Origin of the sequence: Micromonospora sp. NPDC047074 (assembly GCF_040643815.1) — a bacterium.
Taxonomy (GTDB): Bacteria; Actinomycetota; Actinomycetes; order Mycobacteriales; family Micromonosporaceae; genus Micromonospora.
On record NZ_JBEYVB010000002.1, the window covers coordinates 650,819 to 672,793 of the forward strand.

Here is a 21,975-nt window from a genome sequence, read left to right on the forward strand (position 1 = left end):
AACCGCCGGCCCGACAGCCGACGACCGACGGCGCTGCTGTCGGTTCAATCCACGGTTCCGCCGCGGTCAGGTGACCCGGTCGCGCCGTCCCCTGAAGCGTGCCGGGATTCCGCGCGCCAGGTGCACCCGTCGCCTGCCTGTTCGCACGACACCGTGACGTCCGATTCGACGTAGCGGGCGGCGATGGCGGTGTTGAGTTCCTGACAGTACGGACATGGTGACGCGAAAGTCAGTTTGACGCCGGCGCTGGCGGCCTGTTTGCGGTACCGCAGGATTCCACACTCGGCGTTGCGCAGGACGGTGCCAGAGGGCTGGGGCTCGCTGGTCACTGCCGAGTCGTAGAGCAGCAGTTGGCGCTGTAGCCGGGTCATGAAGTGGACGGTGGCAGACTCTCCGGCGGGCCGCTGCGATCGCAGTAGGTCCGCAGTGATGCGCGAGTTCGCCTGGATCCACGCGGACACGCCCTCATCGCCGTGCACGCCGAGGATGAACTCTTCGGCGGCCGCCTGGGCCTCGAAGAACCGCTGGCGCCAGAGATCGACCTTGACGGCGGGGTCGAGGGGCGCAGGGTCACTGGTCATGGTCGGTGTCCTTGCCAGCGTCGAGCTCGGCGAACACCTCTTGGGCGATGCGCAGCCCGTTGTTGGCGACCGGCCAGCCCCCGTAGTAGGCGAGCTGAATGATGATTTCGACGATCTTCTCTCGTGGCATCCCGAGGTGCAGGGCGGCACCGATGTGGCCGCGCAACTCCCAGTCGGTCCGGGCCAGGGTGACCGCGGTCAGCGCGATCAACTCGCGCTCCTCGACGCTCAGGTGCGGGCGGGTCCAGATCTCACCGAACAAGTGATCGATGGTGAGCTGCAGGAAGTCGGGGTAGGAGCCTGGGCGGGGTTCACGGCCGAAGACGTGCTTGAACATGGCCTCACCCCGCTCATGTCGGGCAAGCGACTGGTCCATCGATCACTCCTTCGTGTTGCCAGGTGGCCTGTCGGACAGTGGTGAATTCCTACGACGCCACGAAGGCGACGAGCAGCGGTACGGCGCAGCCAGAACCAGACCCACCCCTGCGCGCGAAGGCTGTGTGGAGGGCAGTGTCCCTGTCAGGTCTCAGAGGATGATGCTGAGCTTTCCGTGTTCGTAAAGACTCTCGTGGTCGAGCACCACGAGACGTCTCCGGACCCGGAACGACTCGCCCTCGACGGCGAGTTCGAGCCGGCATTTTCCGACGTAGGAGTCAGAGCGCCCGTGCCCGAACCGGTACACGACGACATTCGCCGTCACATCGAGGTGCGTGCCCCGATCAGCCAGAATCTCCACGTTGCTGATCATCCGATTCGTCCGCGACCGGGGATTCTCGCACCACACCTCGCCGTTGAGGAGTTGCTCGACCCGCTGGCGCAGCCGGGCGGCGTTGTCGTCGATGAGCCCGAGCGCATCGGTCGACCCGCCCCGGACGTCGGTAGCCGGCACCAGGTAGCGGATGTCGTCGGTCAGCATCTCGTCGTACCACTCGCGTAGGCGCCACTCGTCGAGCAGCCGCGCCTCACGGAAGAGGAACTGGCTCACCCGGTGCCATAGCCGCATCTGGGCCGTCTCGTCGACCGCCGGCTTGGTGTTGATCGTGTCGGTGGTCATCGCCGTTGCGCCCCTTGCCTCTCGGCCCGTTGAGTGACGTGGTGAGCTTCCTCGTGGTCGTCGTCGCCGTGGTGCATCAGCCGGTCCCACTGCCGCCAGAACTCGCGGGCCGGGAGTTCGTCGGTGGTCTCGGGGACATCCTTGGCCATTCCGCGTGACAGGTCGGAGTAGCGGAGCGTGCGATTGAGGTAGCCCCGTTGACAGGACTCGATGATCTCGATGTCGTCGGGGGTGGCGAAGCCGGCGGGACCGAGGAAGGTCAAGTAGTGACTCTTTCGTAGTTCCCGGATGTCCGGATCCTCGTCCTTGGGGGCCAGCGCGACTGAGGTGATGGACATCTGGCCGGCGCTGACCGGGTCGATCTTGCGGATGGTGATCCCGATCGCATCGATGATCATCAGATTCGGAAAGATCATCAACGCCCGATTGGCGCCGGTGATCCGTTGAGCGCGTTCGGCGCCGAACCGTTCGACGAACCGTGCGGCCGTCGCCTCCATCCGTGACCTGACCTCGGGGGGGAACATCGGCGTCCAGTAGGCGAGCGGTCGGGCTGCCGCCGGCACCAACTCATTGGCGCCATGCCCCCGCCCGAGAGCGCGGGCGGAGCCGCCTCGTCGTCGCGGTGCCATTGTCCCAAGCGACTCGATGTAGCCCACGTAACGCTTGTGCAGGGCGCGGAAGTGGTAGATGTCGACGCTGTTCTCCATCATGAGCTTCCAGTTGGCCCGAGCCCCGTGCAATTGCGCACCTTGGATCACCTCCATTCCCACTTCGGACTGGTCGGCGATCAGATCGAGGTACTCCGTCGCGCCCGCCAAATGCTCGGTCAAGGTGCGTGGCTGCTCGGGATCGAAGGTCGCGAACACGAAACCCCGGTAACTGTCGCTACGGTGCCGCGACAGGCCGAAGTCGGACTTGCGGAAGCCTGGGCCGTACCCGTCCGGGAGCGGAACTCCGACCAGGTCCCCCCGGTTGGAGAATGTCCAGTCGTGGTACGGGCACCGGAACGACCTGGCCTGCCCGGCTGACTGCGAGCAGATCAGAGCCCCGCGGTGCGGGCAGCTGTTGGCAAACACCCGAATCACCCCGTCGGAGCCGCGCGCCATGACCACCGGGCGCCCTCCGACGTCACGTGACACGTAGGAGCCCGGCGCGGGCACCTCCGATTCGTGCCCGACGTACAACCAGCAGCGATCGAAGATCTTGGTCATCTCCTGTGCGGCCACGTCGTCGTCCGTATAGGCCCGGCGGTCCACCCGGAACGAGAAACTCTCAGGATCATCGAAGACGATCCGATCGCCCACCGGCCGCTGCAGTTCTATCGTCACTGCTCCCCCTTTCGCTGTAGCTTCTCGCCCATGCTGATGACCAGTTCTGCCGTGCGCGCGGCCGAATCGCCGCACTCGGGCTGCGCCGCGCGCAGCCGCGCCCGGTAGTCCCGGCCCGGATCAAGCAGATTGGTGACAGCGTCAGCGACCGCATGTTCTGTGACGTCGGCCGGCTCCAACGCCGTCCCGAAGCCCGCGGTTTTCACGAAGTGCGCCTGAATAGGCTGATCCACGGCCAGCGGGATCACCAGCATTGGCGTCCCCGCCCGGATCGACTCCGCCACCGAGTTGTAGCCGCCATGGGTGATGAACACATCGGCGCGCTCAAGCACCTCACGTTGTGGCACGTACGGGGCGGTGAGTACGTCAGCGGGCAGCGCGAGTTCCTCAGCGAGATCTCCGACTGAGGCGATCACCTGCGCACCGGTCTTCACCGCCCCCATGATCACCGTGTGGAGGAGGTCGGGCCGCCTGAAAAAGATCGTGCCGAAGGAGACGAACACCAGCGGCCGGCCGGGGTCGATCTCCTCCAGGCCGGGAAAAGCGACCTCGTCGCCGCGCTCGCCTGCCGCACCCGGCAACCCGACCAGCTGCACACCATCGTCGGTGACCGCTTCATCCCCGACGAGCGAGGGAATCGTCGGCATCAGATTGAGAATCGGCGAACGCGCCGAATGGGTCCGGGTCGACCACAACACTCCGCGCTTGGTCAGATAATCGCCAACCTGTTCGTCGTACAGCCAGCGACCCTGCCGACGCTCCCTTGGGCATACTCCGCCCAGATTTGCCCATATCATTCCGTACGGCACACCGGACGCCTGCGCCCCGGCCATCGCTGCCGCCAGTACCGGCAGCGAATCGAGCAGCGCGAAGTCCGGCGCCGTCGCCCGCAGCGCATCAGCCACCTGGTCCGCCACCGGTGACGACTCGAGCATCGGACCGATCTTCGCTGGATCGTCGCTCCACGGCGCCATCTGGACCTTCCCGACCATGTGGACCTCCACCGGGCCCAGGGCCTGGCGACGCTGCTCGCCGAGTGCGCCACCGTCCGCAGACAACAGCAGCAGCACAACCTCATTGCCGGCGGCTTGGAGCGAATTGACCACCGGAATGTACGGGTTGAGGTGACCATGCTGAGTCGTGGTGAGGAAGGCGATGCGCACTAGATCTCCGATTCATGGGAAAACGAACGGGCGAACTCACGATCTGGCCTGGATCAACCGCCTCGGGCACGAATGCGACACCCGGCCTTCAGGGGCGAGTCGAGACCGCTACGCACGACTGGCAGATCTCCGCCACGCAGGCGCGCAGGCACGCGAGAGCCGCACGGCAGGCGAAGGATCCATCGATGACCAGATACTCGAACAAAGTTTTACGCTCTCCCCACGATCATTGTGGGGACGCGGCCCGATCTATGTATCCTGCTCGAAACAAACTTGCTACAAGGGGCTCACCGTCTGCGCTGAGGCGACTGCGGAAAGTGTGCCCGAAGGCTTGATCAATGTCAATGCTCTGATGTTGTCGGTGCGCCCGTAACGCCGCTGACTTTGCCCGGACTCCGCCTCGACCTGCGGCACGCGGGTCCGATTCCTCCATAGCGAAGGCGTGGAGGTCGTGGGCTTAAAGCCCTTCCGGCCGAGTCGCCGGATTTCATGCAATTTCTTCCCCCTCGTAACGTGGAGGCCAGAACTTGAGGGATAGAGGTTAATGGCTGAGACGAGACGCCGGTTTGATCCGGAGTTTCGCGCGGGCGCGGTCCGGATCGTGCGTGAGACCGGGAAGTCGATCGCGCGGGTAGCGCGTGATCTGGGGCTCAGCAGCGGCACCCTGGCCAACTGAGTACAGCCCGATCGTGCCGCTCGTGGCGAGGCCGCTGCCGGGCAGCTGGCCGAGGACGAGCGGGCGGAGCTGGCGCGGTTGCGGCGGGAGAACGCCGAGTCGGCGATGGAGCGTGATGTCCTCAAGCGACCCGTGGTCCTATGGGTCAAGGAAGCGACGGGCCGGTGAGCGTGGCCGCTTTCATCTCTTCCCAGAGGACCGGGCGTGCTGTGCCGCACGCGCTGGCCTGTCGGGGCGTTGGGGGTGTCCGATTCGTGGTTCTACAAGTGTCGGCGTACGAAAGAGTCTTTCTCATCCTGGTAGCGGTCGGATTCGGTGCGGTGCAGGACGAGGATCGCCTGCACGATCGCGATGGCTCGGCGTGGGCAGCAGCGCAACATGGCCAGGATCCTCCAGGTCTTGAGGGTGGCGATCGCCCGCTCACCGCGGGGGCGGATCTTCGCGTGGGCGCGGTTCACGGCCGAAGATCCAGAATGTCGGGTACGCCCGCCGCGCCGATTTCCCGTCGTCGGAGCAGGTTCAGCAGGTCCTCCTGCCTGGGCTGGCCGAACGCCAGCCGGTACATCACCAGGTCCGACTTCAGCCGGTCGAATTTCGCCTGATCGCGGCTGAGCGGGTACGGCAGGACGTGCCGCAGATTGCGGTGACCAACAGGAGGATTGCTGTATCGGCAGTGGCCCAATGATCAGGTGTGGAAGCTGCCCGAGGGCGGCATCGCCCGGCGGCTGGCCGACCTCGGTGCCTGATTCGGCTCATGCCTCCGATGCTGTGATGCACGTTGGAGTCAGGGTGCGATCAGTGCTGCCGGCCGGCACCTGCCGTGCTTCCATGCGCCGTCAGCGGGCAACCATGGACGTTGCTTGAGCCATATGATCAGCGGCACGGCGGCGCCGAGGCAGCAGGTACGCATCCGGCACGACGCAATCGAGGAAGGACAGGGGCGCGGGGTTCTGCAACGCCGCGCCAACGGGGAGGTACGGGTGAAGTACTCAGTGAAGGTGCTGACCGCTGCCGCGGTGCTCGCGGCGACGGTGGCGATTCCGGCGGCGCCGGCCGCCGCGGCCGGCACGGGCTGGTGGGCCATGTCCGGCTACCTGGCCAGCAACAGCGCATTCAATCCCAACGAGACAAGCGTGACGGTGCCGACCGTCCCGAACCTCAAACTCAAGTACACCGGCACCCCGGCCCGGACCGGCCAGCGTGCACCGGTCGTCGCCGACGGACTCGTCTACACCCAGGACGACCTCGGCGTCACGGCCACCGACGAGGAGACCGGCGCGCAGAAGTGGCGCTTCGAGCCCGAGAACTTCCGGTGGCCTTCGCGGCTCGTCCACACGGCCGGCCAGCTCGTCTTCTCGGTGGACGACAGCGGCCCCATGCCTGGCGCCGACTCCAGCCAGATCTTCGTGCTCGACGCTATGACCGGGGCGGTGGTCCGGGACTTCGACGACGATGGCCGGGTTGTGCAGATCCTCGTCGACCGGGGCGTCGTCGTGGTCTCCGGCGAAAGCCGCTACAGCAGTGACACGCGCGCGTACCGCATCGCCGACGGGCAGCTGCTGTGGCAGAGCGGCCTGTACATGAAACAGCCGGTTTCGGCGAACGGTCGCGTCTTGCTTTCCGGATACGATGGGAACGCCGGACCCCTGAGGAGCACCATCGTCGACATCGTCACCGGCGCGATCATCCACACGACTGAGCACCGTGAGTACCGGCCGCTCGCGGCGGACGAGGCGGGGACCAAGTTCTACGTCGGGTGGGGGCACAGCCTGCAGGTCCTCGACGCGACGACCGGCACCCTGACCTGGCTCGCGTCGGACCTGCTCCCGAGGTTCGCGGTGCTCACCCCGACCAGGCTGTACGTCACCTCCGGCGAAGGAACCGTCTCCGCGGTGAACCGCAGCACCGGTGCCACGATCTGGAGCCGGAGCATTCCGGAAAGCGAGTACCAGCGGGCGATCGTCGCGGGTGGTGTCCTGTACGTCACGGCCAAGGGCGACCGGGTGCACACTCTGAACCCGGTCGACGGTGCCCCGCTGAAGGCGCCGGCGTTCACCGGCGCGGTCGACCAGCTCGTGGTCACCTACGGCAGGGTGTACGTCACCGACGGCACGAAGCTGACCGTCTACGGCCTCTAGCAATGCGGTGCTGAACGGCGGTTGACCGGATCTCGCGGTCAACCGCCGTTGCTGTCTGCGCGGTGTGGACGGTGACCCGTCGGTCAGCGCGTGATCCGCACGATGTCGCGCATGACGGCCGGGTAGTCGGTGATGATGCCGTCCACGCCGAGGTTGACGAACCTGCGCATGTCCCGGCCGTTGTTGACGACGTAGGGATTGATGCTCATGCCGAGCTCGTGCACCCGGTCGACAAGAGCCTGGTCGGTGAAGGCATTGCCGGGGTTGATCTGGTCGGCCCACCGGCTGGCCTCGACCAGGACGTCGTCGGTGGGGCGCGTCTCGAACAGGAGGCCGACCGGCACGTCCGGCAGCAGCGTGTGGATGTCCCGGACGGCCGGGACCCAGAAGGACTGGATGACCAGCTTGCCCGTCGCCAGCGCCCACGGCAGGTAGCCGGGGATGGACTTCAGTTCCGCCACGATGTCGGCCTCGATGCCCGGGTACAGGAGCGAGCCCTTGATCTCGAGCAGCAGGCCGGAACGGCGCTTCAGCGCGTCGACGAACTCGCGCAGCGTCGGCACCCTCTCCCCGGTGAACTCCGGCGCGAACCACGATCCGGCATCCAGCTGACGAATCTCCGCCAGCGTGAAGTCGTGCACCCAGTACGGCGCCCGGTCGGGAAACACCTCCTCCACGTTTGTGGTCCGCGACAGCTTGTCGTCGTGCATCACGACCAACTCGCCGTCGGCTGTTCGGCGTACGTCTGTCTCGACGAAGGTGGCGCCCTGCGTGACGGCGAACCTCGCCGCGGCGATGGTGTTCTCCGGCGCGGAGCCGGACGCCCCGCGGTGGGCGTAGTCGACGACGGCCGGCCCCTTCCGCGAGTGGGCGGGCGCGGCCATGGCGGTCTCCGCCGTGGGCACGGTGGCCCCGCCGGGTACGGCGACGACGACAGCGGACACGGCTGCCGCGAGTACGGCGATGCCGACTCGGACGATGTTGCGCACAGGGTTCTCCTCAGGTTCGTGCGGTCCCTCGGCCAGCCATGCTGATCACCTGCGGTGTTGTGGGAGTGGCCGGAGGTTGAACGTCCGGCCATCGGGTAATGATCATCGAGCCGGCCGCGCAGGCACCTGGCCGCTGAGCGCTTCCGACCGGGTCTGCCCTGGCGGGATGGGCTGCACGGCCTCCGCCACACCTTTCGGGCGCGTTGCCACCCGATACCCCGCCATCCGCCTCTCGGTCTTCGGTCCAGCGGGACGAACGGTTCGTGTCAGTGCGGCTTCCTACACTTCCCCGCCATGGCGACGGTGAGTTTCGTGGACGAGACAACGGCAGGCGATCGCACGCGGGCGCGGCCTCTGAATATCTTCGAGGAACGGCTGGCGCTGCGTGAGGTGATCCGTCGCCGCGTCCTCCAGGAGGTCGCCGAGCACAACGCCCGACAGTCGCAAGTCTTCTGCGGGCTGGTGCAGCCGGGTGATGCCGAGCGGACGCTCAACGGCTGGCGGTTGCCCAGCCCTCGGCGGCTGGATGCCGATGAGCAGTTCGGGCGCGCCATCGACGCGTTCGGGCGGAACGGTTTCGTGGTGCTCGTCGACGACCGCCAAGTCGAGGAACTCGACGCCGAGATCGAGTTACGCGACGGCGTCGAGATCTCTTTTCTCAAGCTGGTCCCGCTGGTGGGTGGCTGATGCCCGCCGCCTCCGAAGACACCCGCTATCTGGGCATCCTGGCGTCCCGACTGCTGTCGCGGCAGCCACCCGAGAAGCAGCGGGCCGCCGCGACGGACGTCCACCGGTTCCTGGAGTCGCTGGGCCGATCGTGGTCCTGCTGGGAATGTGACGACTTCGCCGCGCTGCTCACGTTCGCTCGGCAGTCCGGTGTTCCGGTGCCGGCGGCCACGGTGGCGACCGCCCGACGTAGCGTCCTGCTGCACGAGTACCAGGCGGCGGGCCTGGCCGAAGCGGTGGCCGCGCTGGAGGGACCGTTGCTCAATCCCGGCGAGGCGTGGGCCGATGCCGTGCTGGACGCACTGACCGCCGCCGGCCCTGGCTGGCACCAACTGCTGGCGCACGCGCTGACCGCCACCGGCGGCAAGCCGACCTCCCGCTGGACGGCGCGGGGGCGGACCCTGCTGGCCGAGGTGGGCGTCGGAGCCTACCGGGAGAGGGTGGTCGGGTGGTTGGCGCTGGTCGGTCGGCAACGCACGCTGCCGGTCCAGGACGACTACCGGGGGCACGACATCGGGCAGGCGTACGACCCGTACAACGCCAACGCGCTGCGCGGTCTGGTCTGGCTCCTGCCCTCGGCCGGCGGCGCGGACGGCGCGGACGTGGCCCGGACGCTCGGCGCTCTGGTGGAGACGTCGCTGCGCAAGGTCGCCGGCATCGGGCCACGTAACCCGAAGATCGCCAACGCGGCCGTGCACGCGCTGGCCGACCTCGACGGTGAGCATGCGCTGGCCCAACTCGCCCGGCTGGCCGGCCGGGTCACCTACAAGGGAACGCTCAGCCAGCTCAACGCTGCCCTGGACCGGCGGGCGGCGGCCATCGGGCTGTCCCGGGAGGAGGTCGATGAGCTGGCGGTGCCCACGTACGGGCTCAGCGCGGTGGGTCTGCGGGTGGAGCCGGTCGGCGACGTCACCGCCGAACTGGCCGTCACCGGCCCCGCCGTGCGGCTGGCCTGGCGGACGGCGGCCGGTCGGTTGGTGAAGTCGGCGCCGGCAGCGATTCGCCGGGAACACCCCGACGCGGTACGCGACCTGAAGGCGACCGCCAAGGACGTGGAGAAGATGCTGGCCGCGCAGGCCGAGCGGCTCGACCGGCAGTTCCTCGCCCAGCGCACCTGGTCGTACGCGGCCTGGCGGCTCCGGTACCTCGACCACCCGCTGGTCGGCACGTTGGCCCGACGGCTCATCTGGCTGGTTGACGGGGACCCCTGCGGCTGGGCCGACGGCGCGCTGCGCACCGTCGATGACACCCTCGTCTCCCCGCGCGACGACGTGACGGTGACGCTCTGGCACCCGATCGGCCGCGATGTCGACGAGGTGCTGGCCTGGCGACGGTGGCTGGAGCGACACGAGATGGTGCAGCCCTTCAAGCAGGCTCACCGCGAGATCTACCTCCTCACCGCCGCCGAGGAGCGGACCGGCGTCTACTCCAACCGGTTCGCCGCGCACGTGCTGCGCCAACACCAGTTCCACGCGTTGGCAGCGGTCCGCGGCTGGCGTAACAAGCTGCGGCTGATGGTCGACGACACCTACCCGCCCGCCAGCCGCGCGCTGCCCGGCTGGGGGCTGCGCGCCGAGTTCTGGGTGGAAGGCATCGGTGACGAGATCACCGGAGCCGGCTCGTACCTGTACCTGAGCACCGATCAGGTGCGCTTCTATCCCGAATCGGCACCCGAGCACAGCACCCAGGCCGGCGAGGGCCGCTACACGCAGTGGGTGCCGATCGGCGAGCGCCCCGTCGACCCGCTGCCGCTGGACCGGATCCCGCCGCTGGTGTTCAGCGAGGTCATGCGCGACGTCGACCTGTTCGTCGGCGTGGCCAGCGTCGGCAACGATCCCGGCTGGCAGGACGGTGGGCCGGCCGGCAGGTACCGCGAGTACTGGCAGTCCTACAGCTTCGGGGAGCTGTCCGCCACCGCCGAGACCCGCCGCGAACTGTTGGCCCGGCTGGTGCCCCGGCTCGCCGTGGCCGACCGTTGCGCTCTGGACGGACGATTCCTGACCGTCAGAGGTGACCTGCGCACCTACAAGATCCACCTGGGATCGGGAAACATCCTGATGACTCCCAACGACGAGTACCTCTGCATCGTCCCGAAACAGGCCGTCGAACCCACCCAGGGGCCGGTATTTCTCCCATTCGAGGGCGACCGCATGCTGGGAGTGATCCTGAGCAAGGCACTACTCCTGGCCAGGGACGCCGCGATCACCGATCCGACCATCGTCTCCCAGATTCGGCGCAGGCTGTCATAGAGGTACTTCCGGTGCGGTTCGCGCAGAGGCAGCGAGGTCCACACGGCGGCCCGGCACGGCGGACGCTCCCACCCGGCGGACCGGGTGGGAGCGTCCGTGTGGCGCTACCTGTTACCGGAGCTGGTAGGCGCGGGTCACGGTCTGCTCGACGGTGTTGCCGTCAGCGTCGGTGGCCTGCACCCGCAGCGACACGAACCCGTTGGTCGCGGCCAGCTTCGGGTGCCGGATGGTGGCCTCGAACTGCCCCGTCCGGTCGCGGTCGACGTCGGCGGACTGCCAGGTCGCGCCGTCGTCGTAGGAGACCCACAGCTTCGCGTCCCGCACCGCCGGCCCGGCCAGCCCCTTCGGGTGCCGGACGGTGAGGCCGATGTCCATCCGGGAGTCGGCCCTGGCCCGGTTGTTGAGATCGACATCCACGTCGTAGTCGACCGACAGCATCGGCACGGCGTGCCGGGCGTCCGCCTGCTGCGAGTGGAACGTCCAGGCGGTGTTGACCCTGGTGGAGGTCGTCCACCAGGCGTCTTCCCGCGCCACGTCGAGCGCCACCCGGTACTCGGCCCGCTCCGGCACGGCCGGGAAGGCGAACGTGGCGAAGTTGGCGCCGCCGAGGAGTTCGCCGTTGCGGTGGACGGTGGTGCGGATCTTGTCGGTCTGGACGACGTGCGGGGTTTGCGTGTGGTCGGCTCCGACGTCGAGCAGCGCCGAGGCCTGGACCACCACCACGTCGCCGTCGCGGTAGGCCGCCTGCGCCACATCCGGCGGCAGCGCCGTACGGACCACGGCCTCGTTCCAGGTCCGGGACAGCCGCTGGCCGGGGCGCAGCACCGTGACCGCCTCGGTCTGCGCCGACCCGCCCACCTGCCACACCGGGCCGAGCTGCGTGGCCTGCCTGGTCTGCAGTCCGGTGCTGACGTACTCGGTCCGGGTCGCCGGCATGATCAGCCGGTCCGGGCTGCCGAACGCCGTGTACTGTCGCGGCGCCCAGATGTACCGGATCTGGCCGCCCTCGGTGCCGTTGGCCGAGGCGTGGTACGAGGTCCGCAGGGTGGCCAGGTCGTTCTCCCGGACCCGGTACCGCTGGTTCGCCGGCAGGCCGCCCTTCTCCACCTGGAGCAGCTCGTAGGCGTACGGGCTGACCGTGATCCCCTTGAACTCGACCGTGACCCGGTCGCGGCGCAGCCGGTCGAGCAGTTGCCCGCCCTGCGTACCGGAAAGGGTCATCGCCGGGATCGCGGTGGGGACACGGGTCCAGAGGTCGATCCCCCACCGCTCGGGGATGTTGTTGTAGATGATCACCGCCGCCGCGCCGGCGGCGACCGCGTTGGCGAGTTGCTGCTGGGGGGTGACGGCGGCGCTGCGCTTGACCAGCGCGGTCTTGCCCCGCACGGCGAGCCCGGCGTACTCCTCGGGGGTGCCGGTGCCGGCCGAGACCACGTCGAGCCGTCGGGTGCCGTCGAACCGCACCGATCCGCCGTTGCCGCCGAAGTAGGCGGCGTCCAGCGCGGTCGCGTTGCGGCCGACGATCCGCGCGGCCAGGTCGGGCGCGGTCAGCGTCAACCCGACGTACGCCTCCAGGTTGTCGTTGGTCTGCTCCGTGGGGATCGAGTACTGCGCGGTCTCGCCACCCGACCACATCTCGAGGCCGTACCGCTTCTGCTGGTCGGAGCTGTAGCTGTTGAATCCGAGCCGGGTGCGGTCGGTCTTGGTGGGCTTCGGCGTCCGCATGGTCACCGCGGAGGCCTTGCGCCCGTCGAAGGTGATCGTCCGGTCGCTCGTGATCGACACGTTCGGCAGGATGCCCTGGGTGTACTCCCAGACCCGGTTGTAGTCGGCGCTCGGGTCGGAGATCCCGGCGTGGAGGGTGTACTCACCGGCCGGCAGGGACAGCGTGATGTTCCCGTCCGGATCCGGGTACAGCACCTCGGGCATGGCGAGTCGCTGGAAGTCGAAGAGCCGCACCTCCGCCGTGGCGAGCGCGGGCGCCTTGCCGTCCCGACCGACGACCTTGACGTCGACCTTGAACCGTTCCACGTCCTTGACCAGGCCGACAGCCGTGGAGACCACCGTCGTGCCGTCGGCGGAGACACCGGCCAGGTGGGCGCTGTAGGTGCCGGTCGGCACACCCGTGGGGTTCATGGTCACCGGCACCGTGGCGGTGCCCTTCGCCGGTACGGTCACCGTCTCGGCACCGAGGCTCAGCAGCCCGGTGGGCAGGTCGGCACCCCGCAGGGACAGGGCCAGGGTGACCGGCTGGTCGCCGTCGTTGGTGTACGTCACCTGCTTGGCCACCGGCGTGGTGGCGTCCCACTGCACGGTGCCGTAGTTGACCACGCCGGTGCCGAACACGTGCTGCTTGACGGCCCGGGACACGTCCACCCGGCCCGCGCCCTGGCTGAACACCGGGGCGCTGGGGTGCGCCTTCGCCGTGCTGATGAGCTGGGCCTTGAGCCGCTCGGCGGTCCAGTCCGGATGCTGTTGGGCGAGGATCGCGGCAGCACCGGCGACGTGCGGGGTGGCCATCGACGTACCGCTGGCCGAGGTGTGGTGCTCGTCGACCACCGTGCCCATGTCGGTGCCGGCGGCCCGGGCGGCGACGATGGCCACCCCGGGTGCGGTGATCTCGGGCTTGATCGCGCCGTCGCCGAGGCGCGGGCCACGGCTGGAGAAGTCGGCGACCTCGTCCGCGTCGTCGACCGCACCAACGGTCAGCGCCGCGTCGGCCGTACCCGGGGAGCCGAGGGTGCGCGCGCCGTTGCGGCCGTCGTTGCCGGCGGCGATGGTGAACAGGGCGCCGGTCTCGGCGGTCAACTCGTTGACGGCCAGCGCCAACGGGTCGGTGCCGTCGGTGCCCGGGCCGCCGAGGCTCATCGAGACGATCTTGGCACCAGAGCGGGCCGCCCACTCCATCCCGGCGATGATCCCGGAGTCGTAGCCCGCACCGCCGTCGCCGAGCACCTTGCCGATCAGCAGTTGCGCGCCGGGCGCCACCCCCTTGTGCTTTCCGCCCGAAGCCGCGCCGGAGCCGGCGATCGTCGCGGCGACGTGGGTGCCGTGGCCGTGGCCGTCCTTGACCTCCTCACCGGAAACGAAGCTCCGACTGTCGACGATCTTTCCGGCGAAGTCCGGGTGGCTCGGGTCGATGCCGGTGTCCAGCACCGCCACCTTCACCCCGGTGCCGTCGAGGCCCGCCGCCCAGGCGCCGGGCGCGCCGATCTGGGGCACGCTCACGTCCAGCAGCGCCTCGGCCTTGGCGTCCAACCAGACCCGGTCGATGCCACCGGCGAGCTGCGTCCGCGCCGTCCCCGCCTGCGGGCCGTCGTCGTCGATGGCCTCCCAGAACGCCTCCGCCTGCTTCTTGTCCGCCGCCACCGCCGCGCCGTTGATGCTGGTCAGCGACCGGAGCACCTGGCCGCCCGAGGGGGCCGCCGACCGGGCGGCGACACCGTTGCCCCGGTACCGCACGATCAGCGGGATCGACCCGGTACGCGCGTCGTCGTACCCCTGCTCGATCAGGCCCGTCACGTTGAACAACCGGCGGTCCAACCGTCCGGCCGTGATCAGCGCCTGGGCCTCCTGGGGCAGGACGTAGATGTCCTCGCCGACGGTGGTGATGGTGGTCCGTCCGTTCGAACCCTCCTGCCCGTTCACCGCCACCGCGGTCGGCTGGTTCGCGCCGCGCGTCACCGTGACGACATCACCGGTGAGCAGGGTGACCTGGTTGATCGTCTGCGCGGACGGGGGGACGGTGGTCACACCGCCCTGAGCGGCCCGCGGCTGCCCCTGGGCCGCCGCACCCCCGCCCGTCGCGACGAGCGCGGCAGCGACGGTGACGCCCAGCAGCGTCCGTCTACGCCATACCCACATCTCAATGACTCCCCTCTACCGACGCCGTAGGGCGCCCGGTGATCGAACAGCCTGGTCAAGGTGCCGCCGGCAGCGCTACGGTGCAGCCTGGCGAGCACCAGACATGTCGGGTCCTCGCCACGGGGCGGTGCCTTCGCAGGGGGACCGTCCGGCTGCCCGATCCCACATGCCGAGTACCTGGTCAGCGGGCCGATGGCGGTATCCGAGACTGGTGCGGCGCACGGCGGCACGTGGGAGGGGCGAGATGCTGGGTGGGTTCGGCATTGACGAGCGCGAAGAGGCGGTCTACGTCGAGATCCTGCGCCGTCGTCAGACGACTGCCGCCGAGGTCTCGGACGTTCTGAGCATGGCTCCCGAGACCGTCGGTGACTGCCTGGCCAAGCTCGTCTCACTCGGCCTGATCACCGGTCACGACAACGGAATGCACACGGCGGTGGCCCCGGACGTCGGGCTCGGCGCACTGATCGTGCAGCGTCAGGCTGAGCTGCAACGGGTCCACGGCAGGCTGGCGGAGCTGGTCGCGGTGTACCGCACCGGGTCGTCCTGGCTGGCCGGTCAGGTGGAGGCGATCACCACGCCGGAGCAGCTCGCCACGTGGATCGACACGATGGAGCGGGGCGCGCAGACGGAGATCGTGGCATTCTTCCGACCGCCGTACATCCTGAATCCCGATCTGGAGACCTTCAGCAGGTTCGCGCCGACGTACCGCTACGTCTACGAACGCAGTGCCTTCGACGATTCCCGGGTGCCCGAGGAGATCAGCGGTTTCCTGCGGAGCGGTTACGAGATCAGGATCGCGGACGCCCTGCCGAACAAGATGATAATCATCGACCGGCAGGCCGTCCTCCTGCCGATGCGCTCCGACCAGACGCGTATGCACCCCGGTTTCCTGCTGATCCGTGGCGAGTCTCTGGTCCGGTTGCTCGTCGACCTGTTCGAGCGGGTCTGGGCGGTGGCAACACCACTGCGGGTCACCGCCGCCGGCCTGGTCGACGGCGTGCAGGTCATGGACGAGGTCGACATTCTCCTGCTCACGCTGCTGTTGTCCGGGCTGCCGGACAAGACGGTCGCCGGCCGGCTCGGCACCAGCGAACGCACGGTGCAACGCCGGCTCCGTCGCCTTATGGAGTTGACCGGTGCCAACAGCCGGATGCAACTCGGCTGGTACGCCGCCCGATCCGGTCTCATTCCACTCTGACGGTCACCCGCTCGGCTCGGCTGCGGGAAAAGGCCCGGGCCGAGGCGGCCGACGGGTGTCCAGCCGGGATTCGAGAAACAGTTCCGGCGTGACGAACAATCGAGTGTCGACAAACTGTCCGGGGCGCCGTGCGGGTGCTCACCTGCCAGATTCGGCGACGTCCAGCAGGGCCCGCACGGTGGCGTCGACGGGATCGGTGTCGGCGGGCACCAGGCGCAGGACGCGGTGCGCGGGTGGGGAGATCGGGATGGCGGCCAGCGCCTGGGCGCCGGTGAGGGAGAGTTCGGGAACGACGGTCACGCCGAGTTGCTCTCGGACGAGGGCCAGCAGGGTGGCCATGTCCCGGACCCGGCGGTGGGGACGCAGCGGCTGCCCGGCGGCGTCGTACATCCGGCGCAGCAGGGGTTCGCAGCCGTTGTCGGACATCAGGAAGGGGTCGTCGGCCAGGTCGGCCAGGGTGAGGGTCGGCTGGCCGGCCAGGGGGTGGTCGGGGTCGACGACCGCGAGCATGCGGTCGCGGTGCAGCACGACGCCGCCGCTGCCGGGGGCGGTGTCGTCGTCGAGGTGGGCGATGACACCGGCGTCGACGAGCTTGTCGTCGAGCCAGGCGCGGACCTCGGAGTCGCTGCCCTCCAGCAGGACCACCGTGACATCGGGTAGCTGCTGGGCGAAGGCCGCGATCACTGCCGGGAGCAGTTGGGCGGCGCTGGGGAACGCGGCCAGCCGCAGGCGGCGACGGTGCTGGTCGGTCGCCGCGACGGCGATCTCGGTGATCCGCTCGGTGCGCTGGACCACCTCGCGGGCGTGACCGATGATCTGGCGGCCGTGGGCGGTCAGGCGCACCCCGTCGCGGGTGCGGGAGAGCAGCGGCAGCTGTAGTTCGCGTTCCAGCGAGGCGACGACGTGACTGACCCCGGACTGGGTCAGGCCCAGTGTCGCGGCGGCCCTGGTGAATCCGCCGGTGTCGACGACCGCCACCAGCGCCCGCAGTTGCGCCAGGTTCATGACCCTGCCTCATGCTCGTACGCGTCATACGTGTTGGACTTGTTCACTGTCGCGCCCGCACAGTAGCGCCCGTGACAAGCTCCCGTCTTTCCGCCGCCAGGTCCAGGACCGGAGGTGCGCCGGTGCAGGACCTGCTGATCCTGATCGTGGTGGCCGCCCTGTGGGGCGCCTCCTTCCTGTTCATCCGTGTCGCGGTGCACGATCTCGGGCCGGTGGCGCTGATCGAGGCGCGGGTCGGGCTGGCCGGGCTGGCGCTGCTCGCCGTCGTGGCGATGCTGCGCCGGCGCCCGGCGTGGCGCGATCGGCGCCGCTACCTGATCCTCGGCGCCCTGTCGGCCGCGGCACCCTTCACCCTGATCGCCGTGGCCGAACTGCACATCACCGCGTCGCTGGCCTCGATCCTCAACGCGACCACGCCCCTGTTCAGCCTGCTGCTCTCCGTCGCGTGGCTGGGCGAACCGCTCACCCCACGCAGGCTGCTCGGCGTGCTGCTCGGCGTCCTCGGCGTGGGTGTGCTCGTCGGTCTCGGGCCGGTGCGTGTCGACCCTGCCCTGGTGGCGGCCGTCGCCGCGAGCCTGCTGGCGGCCCTGCTCTACGCCGCCGGCGGCATCTACGCCAAGCTCCACTTCGTCGATACCGCGCCGATGACGGTGGCCACCGGACAACAGCTCGCCGCCGCCGTCCTGCTGCTGATTCCCACGCTGCTGCTGCCGCCCCCGCGCGTACCCGATCTCCCGGTCGCCGCCGCGGTCCTGGCCCTGGCCCTGGCCTGCACGGCGTTGGGCTTCGCCCTGTTCTACCGGCTCGTCGCCAGGCTCGGCCCGACCGGCGCACTCTCGGTGACCTTCCTCGTGCCGGTGTTCGGCTCGGCCTGGGGCGCGCTGTTCCTCGACGAGGAGGTCACGCCCGGCACCGGTCTCGGCCTGCTCATCGTGCTGGGCGGCGTCGCCCTGGTCACCGGCGCCGCCGCCCGCCGCAAGCCATGAACACGCGCGGCCGGATCCGGGCTCTCCTCGCGAGCCGGACCGGAGACCGCCAGCTCAGCCCGTGCCCTCCGGCGGCGACACCTCGCCGTTCCAGGAGCGGACCACGTACCCGCCGGTGAGGTCCTGGAGATGCCCCTGCACCTCGATCAAGGTGTTGATCTCGTCGAGCACCTCGTCGAGATCGTCGAAGCTGACCTCGAACCGCCTGTCGAAGGCGGCCATCTCGGGCAGGTCGTACGCGTCGGCGACCTCGGCGGCCTCGGCGGCGACCTGCGGCCCCGCATCGAAGGTCACCAGCATTTCGGGACCGTCGGACCACCGTACGGTGAATCGGTCGTCCTCCTCGGCCACCACCATCGAACTCAGCTTCCGCACGGCGTCGACGAGGGTGGCCTGCCCGGCGAAGTAGACGTGGAAGTGCTCGGCGTCCAGGAACTGCGACAGCGTGAGCCTGGCCCCGTCGAAGACGGCGACCGCGGCCTCGACCCTGGACTCGGCGTCGACCAGCGGCAGGCCGAGTTGCGGGTCGTAGCCGGCAAGACCCGTCGCCTCCGCCACGACGCCTCCGATCCGGTACACGCTCCGGACCACCGACTCGGCCTGTGCGCCCGTGTACCAGTACGGCACATTGACGGCAGCCTCGCCCGGCTCGACGCGGACGGTGATTCCGCTGGCCTCGTGCGTCAGTGTGCGGGCGTTGCCGTCGGTGAGCACGACCACCTCGCCGACGACGTCCCGCACACCGGCGACGATCCTGTCCCACGCCTGGGAGTCGAGCGGCTCGTCGGTGGCCTTCCGCTCGCTGTCCAGCGCCTCCTTCCAGGTCTTGCCGACGGGCTCGGGTAGCAGAACGAGATCGAAGCTCATGGCCGCAGACTAGTGCTCCGACGCCGGTCGGCACCGCCCCTCGGGTCGCGGGGGCCGTCGAAGGGGTCGTTCCGGCGGCGCCGCCTGCGACGGCGGCGCAGATCGTGCAGGTTGCTGTCGGCGTGCAGGCGGAGCGGCGCTGGTCACGGCGTCCGGCGGGTGCCTGCTCCCGCTGTGGTAGAAACGCGCGGTGATGCGGTTTGTGCTGCTGGGAACGCTGGAGGTCCAGATCGCAGGCGTGCCGGTGGCACTCGGCTCGGTCAAGCAGCGACTGCTGTGCGCGGCGCTACTGCTCGAGGCGAACGAGGTGGTCAGCGTCGACCGGTTGGTGGACATGCTCTGGGACGAGCCACGACCCGCCTCCGCGATCGCAAACCTACGCACCTACGCGCACGGCCTGCGGCAGATCCTGCGCGATCAGCCCCACGGGCCGAGCCGGCTGCACACCCGCACGGGTGGATACCTGCTGGACGTACGCGACGGCGAGTTGGACCTTCACGACTTCGAACGGGCGGCCCGACACGGGCGCGACGCCCTGGTGGCCGGGCGGGCTGACGTCGCCGAGTCCAGCCTCGAGCGCGCGATCGGGATGTGGCGTGATCGGCCCCTGGCTCCCCTGGTGCTGTCGCGGGCGCTCGCGCAGCGGGTGGGCCGCCTGGAAGAGCAGCGCGTCCTGGTCGAAGAGGACTACATCCAGGTAAGACTCGATCGCGGTGTGTCGGCGGAGCTGATCGGCCGGCTCCGCGAGCTGCTCGACGAACACCGCTTCCGGGAGCGTAGCTGGGGCCAACTGATCACCGCGCTGCACCGGACCGGAGATGTGGCAGGCGCGGTGGCGGCATACAAGTCAGCCCGTCAGGCGTTGACCGAGCACACCGGATTGGATCCCGCGCCCTGGCTGGAGGCCATTTACCAGGAAATCCTGCACCGTGATGCAAAGCTGTCGGGGAGCGGACCGGGACCGGCCGCGCTGGCGGCACCGAGTCAGCTTCCGCCCGACACGCACCCGTTCGTCGGACGCGACGAGGAACTGGCAGGGCTCGCCAAGGCCCTGGAGGCCCGGCACGGATCGAACATCTTCGTCGTGACCGGGGCGGCGGGCGTGGGGAAGACGGCGTTCGCCGTGCGCTGGGCCCATCGCGTCTCGTCCGCCTACCCTGGCGGGTGCTTGTATCTGGATCTGCGTGGCTTTGATTCACGCGGGGCGCCCCCACTGCATCCCCTGGCCGCCCTGCGATATCTGCTTCGCTCGATGGGAGTGCCCGCAGCCGAGGCGCCGCATGACGTCGACGAGGCTTCCGCCATGCTCCGGACACTGCTGACCGAGCGCCCGACCCTGCTGCTGTTGGACAACGCCCACGATGCGGCGCAAGTGCGACCGCTGCTGCCCGGCACGGGGAGTTGTGTGACGGTGGTGACCAGTCGCAGGCGGCTGGCCGGTCTGGTGGCGAGCAACGGAGCGGCATCGGTGGAGTTGCCGTTGATGCCGGCGGCGGACGCCGTCCGCCTGCTCGAACGCATGTTGGGCGACCGGGTACGCCACCACCAGAGTGCCGCGCACCGCCTGGCCGCGAACTGTGCCTATTTGCCGCTCGCGCTACGCATCGCGGCGGCGAAGCTGCTGCGTGACCCGCACCTGAGCGTCGCGGACTATGCGGACGAACTCGCCTCTGGAGACACGTTTGCCGCGTTGGCCACGAGCGACGACGAGAATCGTGCGGTGAAATCGGCCTTCGGCGTGTCGTACCGTGACCTGCCGAATGCCGTCCAGCGACTGTTTCGCCTGCTGCATCTCACGCCCGGTGCGGACTTCGACCTCAACGCCGTGTCCGCGCTCGCCGGAGTCTCGAAGGCGGTGGCCCGCCGGCTTCTCGAGCAACTGTGTGAGGTGTACATGGCCGTGGAGTACCAGCGCGACCGGTTCTCGATGCACGGTCTGCTGCGGCACTACTCTCTCGAGCGGGCGCAGTCCGCCGACACTCCGGCCATGCTGGCACAGGCGGCACGTCGGCTGGTCGACTTCTACACGGACACCCTGCGTGCGGCCGGCCCGCTGTTCATGAAGCGTCGACACGAGTTGGCCCGTCGGTCGATTCATCCACCGCCGGAACCGTTGCGCTTTCCGGACCGCGACCGCGCCTTCGCCTGGCACGACCTGGAACGGCACAACTTCGCCAACGTCGTACGGAGCGCGGCGGCGTACGGGTGGCACGAGGCGGCGTGGGAGCTGGCTGACGGCATGCTGGCCTACTGCGTCGTCCGGAGGCACTGGCTGGAGTTCAAGTCCGCGGTCAGCATCGGGCTCAAGTCGGCGGAGGCGGTGGGCGACGACGACGCGGCCGCCAGCATGCACAATCTGCTGGGGATCATCGCCAAACAGAGCGGCCGATTCGGCGACGCGTTGTTCCACTACAACCAGGGTCTGCGGCTGGCGACGGCGATCGGCGACGGCCGCCTGGTCGCCGCGTTCCACGTCAACCTCGGCGGACTGGCCATCACCCAGGGAGACGCGGTGACGGGCGTCGAGAACCTGCGGCAGGCACTCGCCGACCCGGACTACAGCCACGATCCGGCTCACGCGACCATCACCTACCTCAACTACGGCTGCGCTCTTATCGATCTCGATCGGTTGGATGAGGCGTACGAGAGCCTGACGCGTTCGCTGCGGCTGGCCGAACAGGCCGGTGACGACATCAACGCCGGCTACGTCCAGCACAACCTTGCCGAGATCTGCCTACGCCGTCATGATCCCGTCGCCGCACGGTCACACGCCGAGGAGGAGTTGCGGCTCGCCGAACAAGCAGGTGATGTGCTGCGTCGGGCGGTCGCCCTTGACATGCTCGCCTCCTGTCGGCTGTTCGACGACGCACTGGTGTCGATCAGCCTGTGGAAGGAAGCGCTGGACACCTATCGCACTCTGCGTCACCGGCTCCAGGCCGGTCTCGATGACTGGATGAAACGCCTTCGGCTGGACATGCCGACGACCGAGGCGATTCGCCTCGACGCTCGGCGGCGTCGGCTCGCCCGTCGAATGATCTGAATCCAACCTCAGTGAGATTTTGCAACGGGTCCCGTGCCGGCTTTCCGAAGCTTGTTTCGACTACGGATGCGACCTCCGTACGAAAGGGCGGCCTGAGCAGCCGCCGCCAGC

Annotated in this window: 17 protein-coding genes and 1 pseudogene; 7 read left to right on the forward strand and 11 right to left on the reverse strand. The window is 69.0% G+C overall.

Features of this window, described 5'->3' with window-relative positions:
- Positions 1-44 precede the first annotated feature (44 nt).
- From ABZ809_RS06675 to ABZ809_RS06695, 5 genes are all read right to left on the reverse strand, one after another.
- On the reverse strand, positions 45-581 hold the full coding sequence (locus ABZ809_RS06675) for a hypothetical protein (protein ID WP_357561393.1): 537 nt from the start codon (positions 579-581) through the stop codon (positions 45-47).
- A complete protein-coding gene (locus ABZ809_RS06680) occupies positions 571-957 on the reverse strand; it encodes a carboxymuconolactone decarboxylase family protein (RefSeq protein ID WP_357561394.1) in 387 nt (128 codons plus the stop codon). The genes ABZ809_RS06675 and ABZ809_RS06680 overlap by 11 nt, the downstream gene beginning before the upstream one ends.
- Positions 958-1,107: 150 nt before the next feature.
- On the reverse strand, positions 1,108-1,635 hold the full coding sequence (locus ABZ809_RS06685) for an aromatic-ring-hydroxylating dioxygenase subunit beta (RefSeq protein WP_357561395.1): 528 nt from the start codon (positions 1,633-1,635) through the stop codon (positions 1,108-1,110).
- Complete coding sequence (locus ABZ809_RS06690) at positions 1,632-2,963, reverse strand: aromatic ring-hydroxylating dioxygenase subunit alpha (RefSeq protein ID WP_357561396.1); 1,332 nt, start codon at positions 2,961-2,963, stop codon at positions 1,632-1,634. Before ABZ809_RS06690 ends, ABZ809_RS06685 begins: the two co-directional genes overlap by 4 nt.
- Positions 2,960-4,126, reverse strand: coding sequence for a glycosyltransferase (locus ABZ809_RS06695; protein ID WP_357561398.1), 1,167 nt, complete (start codon positions 4,124-4,126; stop codon positions 2,960-2,962). Before ABZ809_RS06695 ends, ABZ809_RS06690 begins: the two co-directional genes overlap by 4 nt.
- Before the next feature lie 544 nt (positions 4,127-4,670).
- On the opposite strand from ABZ809_RS06695, the gene ABZ809_RS06700 reads away from it, so the two are divergent.
- On the forward strand, positions 4,671-4,802 hold the full coding sequence (locus ABZ809_RS06700; protein ID WP_357561399.1) for a transposase: 132 nt from the start codon (positions 4,671-4,673) through the stop codon (positions 4,800-4,802).
- 260 nt (positions 4,803-5,062) lie between these two features.
- On the opposite strand, the pseudogene ABZ809_RS06705 reads toward ABZ809_RS06700, so the two are convergent.
- Together ABZ809_RS06705 and ABZ809_RS06710 are read right to left on the reverse strand one after the other, a co-directional pair.
- Positions 5,063-5,263, reverse strand: a pseudogene (locus tag ABZ809_RS06705) (transposase family protein); the annotation flags it as partial.
- Entirely contained in the window at positions 5,257-5,484 is a 228-nt protein-coding gene (locus ABZ809_RS06710; RefSeq protein ID WP_357561400.1) for a hypothetical protein, read from the reverse strand. The gene ABZ809_RS06710 and the pseudogene ABZ809_RS06705, both read right to left, overlap by 7 nt.
- 298 nt (positions 5,485-5,782) lie before the next feature.
- On the opposite strand from ABZ809_RS06710, the gene ABZ809_RS06715 reads away from it, so the two are divergent.
- Positions 5,783-6,940, forward strand: a complete 1,158-nt coding sequence (locus ABZ809_RS06715; RefSeq protein WP_357561401.1) for a PQQ-binding-like beta-propeller repeat protein — start codon at positions 5,783-5,785, stop codon at positions 6,938-6,940.
- 83 nt (positions 6,941-7,023) lie between these two features.
- Here the strand turns inward: ABZ809_RS06715 and ABZ809_RS06720 are convergent, their stop codons facing one another.
- Positions 7,024-7,929 carry a glycerophosphodiester phosphodiesterase family protein gene (locus ABZ809_RS06720; RefSeq protein WP_357561403.1) on the reverse strand — a complete coding sequence of 302 codons (906 nt, stop codon included), beginning with the start codon at positions 7,927-7,929 and terminating at the stop codon, positions 7,024-7,026.
- A gap of 294 nt (positions 7,930-8,223) precedes the next feature.
- Here ABZ809_RS06720 and ABZ809_RS06725 point away from each other — a divergent pair, with 294 nt between their 5' ends.
- Entirely contained in the window at positions 8,224-8,616 is a 393-nt protein-coding gene (locus ABZ809_RS06725; RefSeq protein ID WP_357561404.1) for a hypothetical protein, read from the forward strand.
- Positions 8,616-10,904, forward strand: coding sequence for a DUF4132 domain-containing protein (locus ABZ809_RS06730; RefSeq protein WP_357561405.1), 2,289 nt, complete (start codon positions 8,616-8,618; stop codon positions 10,902-10,904). Before ABZ809_RS06725 ends, ABZ809_RS06730 begins: the two co-directional genes overlap by 1 nt.
- A gap of 111 nt (positions 10,905-11,015) precedes the next feature.
- Here the strand turns inward: ABZ809_RS06730 and ABZ809_RS06735 are convergent, their stop codons facing one another.
- On the reverse strand, positions 11,016-14,768 hold the full coding sequence (locus ABZ809_RS06735; RefSeq protein WP_357561406.1) for a S8 family serine peptidase: 3,753 nt from the start codon (positions 14,766-14,768) through the stop codon (positions 11,016-11,018).
- 244 nt (positions 14,769-15,012) lie between these two features.
- Here ABZ809_RS06735 and ABZ809_RS06740 point away from each other — a divergent pair, with 244 nt between their 5' ends.
- On the forward strand, positions 15,013-15,966 hold the full coding sequence (locus tag ABZ809_RS06740; RefSeq protein WP_357561408.1) for a hypothetical protein: 954 nt from the start codon (positions 15,013-15,015) through the stop codon (positions 15,964-15,966).
- A 138-nt stretch (positions 15,967-16,104) separates the two neighbouring features.
- Here ABZ809_RS06740 and ABZ809_RS06745 read toward each other — a convergent pair whose 3' ends face one another.
- Positions 16,105-16,971 carry a LysR family transcriptional regulator gene (locus tag ABZ809_RS06745; protein ID WP_357561409.1) on the reverse strand — a complete coding sequence of 289 codons (867 nt, stop codon included), beginning with the start codon at positions 16,969-16,971 and terminating at the stop codon, positions 16,105-16,107.
- Between the two features lie 122 nt (positions 16,972-17,093).
- Here ABZ809_RS06745 and ABZ809_RS06750 point away from each other — a divergent pair, with 122 nt between their 5' ends.
- On the forward strand, positions 17,094-17,957 hold the full coding sequence (locus tag ABZ809_RS06750) for a DMT family transporter (protein WP_357561410.1): 864 nt from the start codon (positions 17,094-17,096) through the stop codon (positions 17,955-17,957).
- A 54-nt stretch (positions 17,958-18,011) separates the two neighbouring features.
- Here ABZ809_RS06750 and ABZ809_RS06755 read toward each other — a convergent pair whose 3' ends face one another.
- Positions 18,012-18,824 (reverse strand): hypothetical protein, encoded by an 813-nt coding sequence (locus tag ABZ809_RS06755; RefSeq protein ID WP_357561411.1) that lies wholly within the window; start codon positions 18,822-18,824, stop codon positions 18,012-18,014.
- A gap of 193 nt (positions 18,825-19,017) precedes the next feature.
- Between ABZ809_RS06755 and ABZ809_RS06760 the strand changes: the two genes are divergently transcribed.
- The gene (locus ABZ809_RS06760) at positions 19,018-21,864 is read left to right on the forward strand and encodes a BTAD domain-containing putative transcriptional regulator (RefSeq protein WP_357561412.1); all 2,847 of its coding nucleotides are present in this window, start codon (positions 19,018-19,020) and stop codon (positions 21,862-21,864) included.
- Positions 21,865-21,975 lie beyond the last annotated feature (111 nt).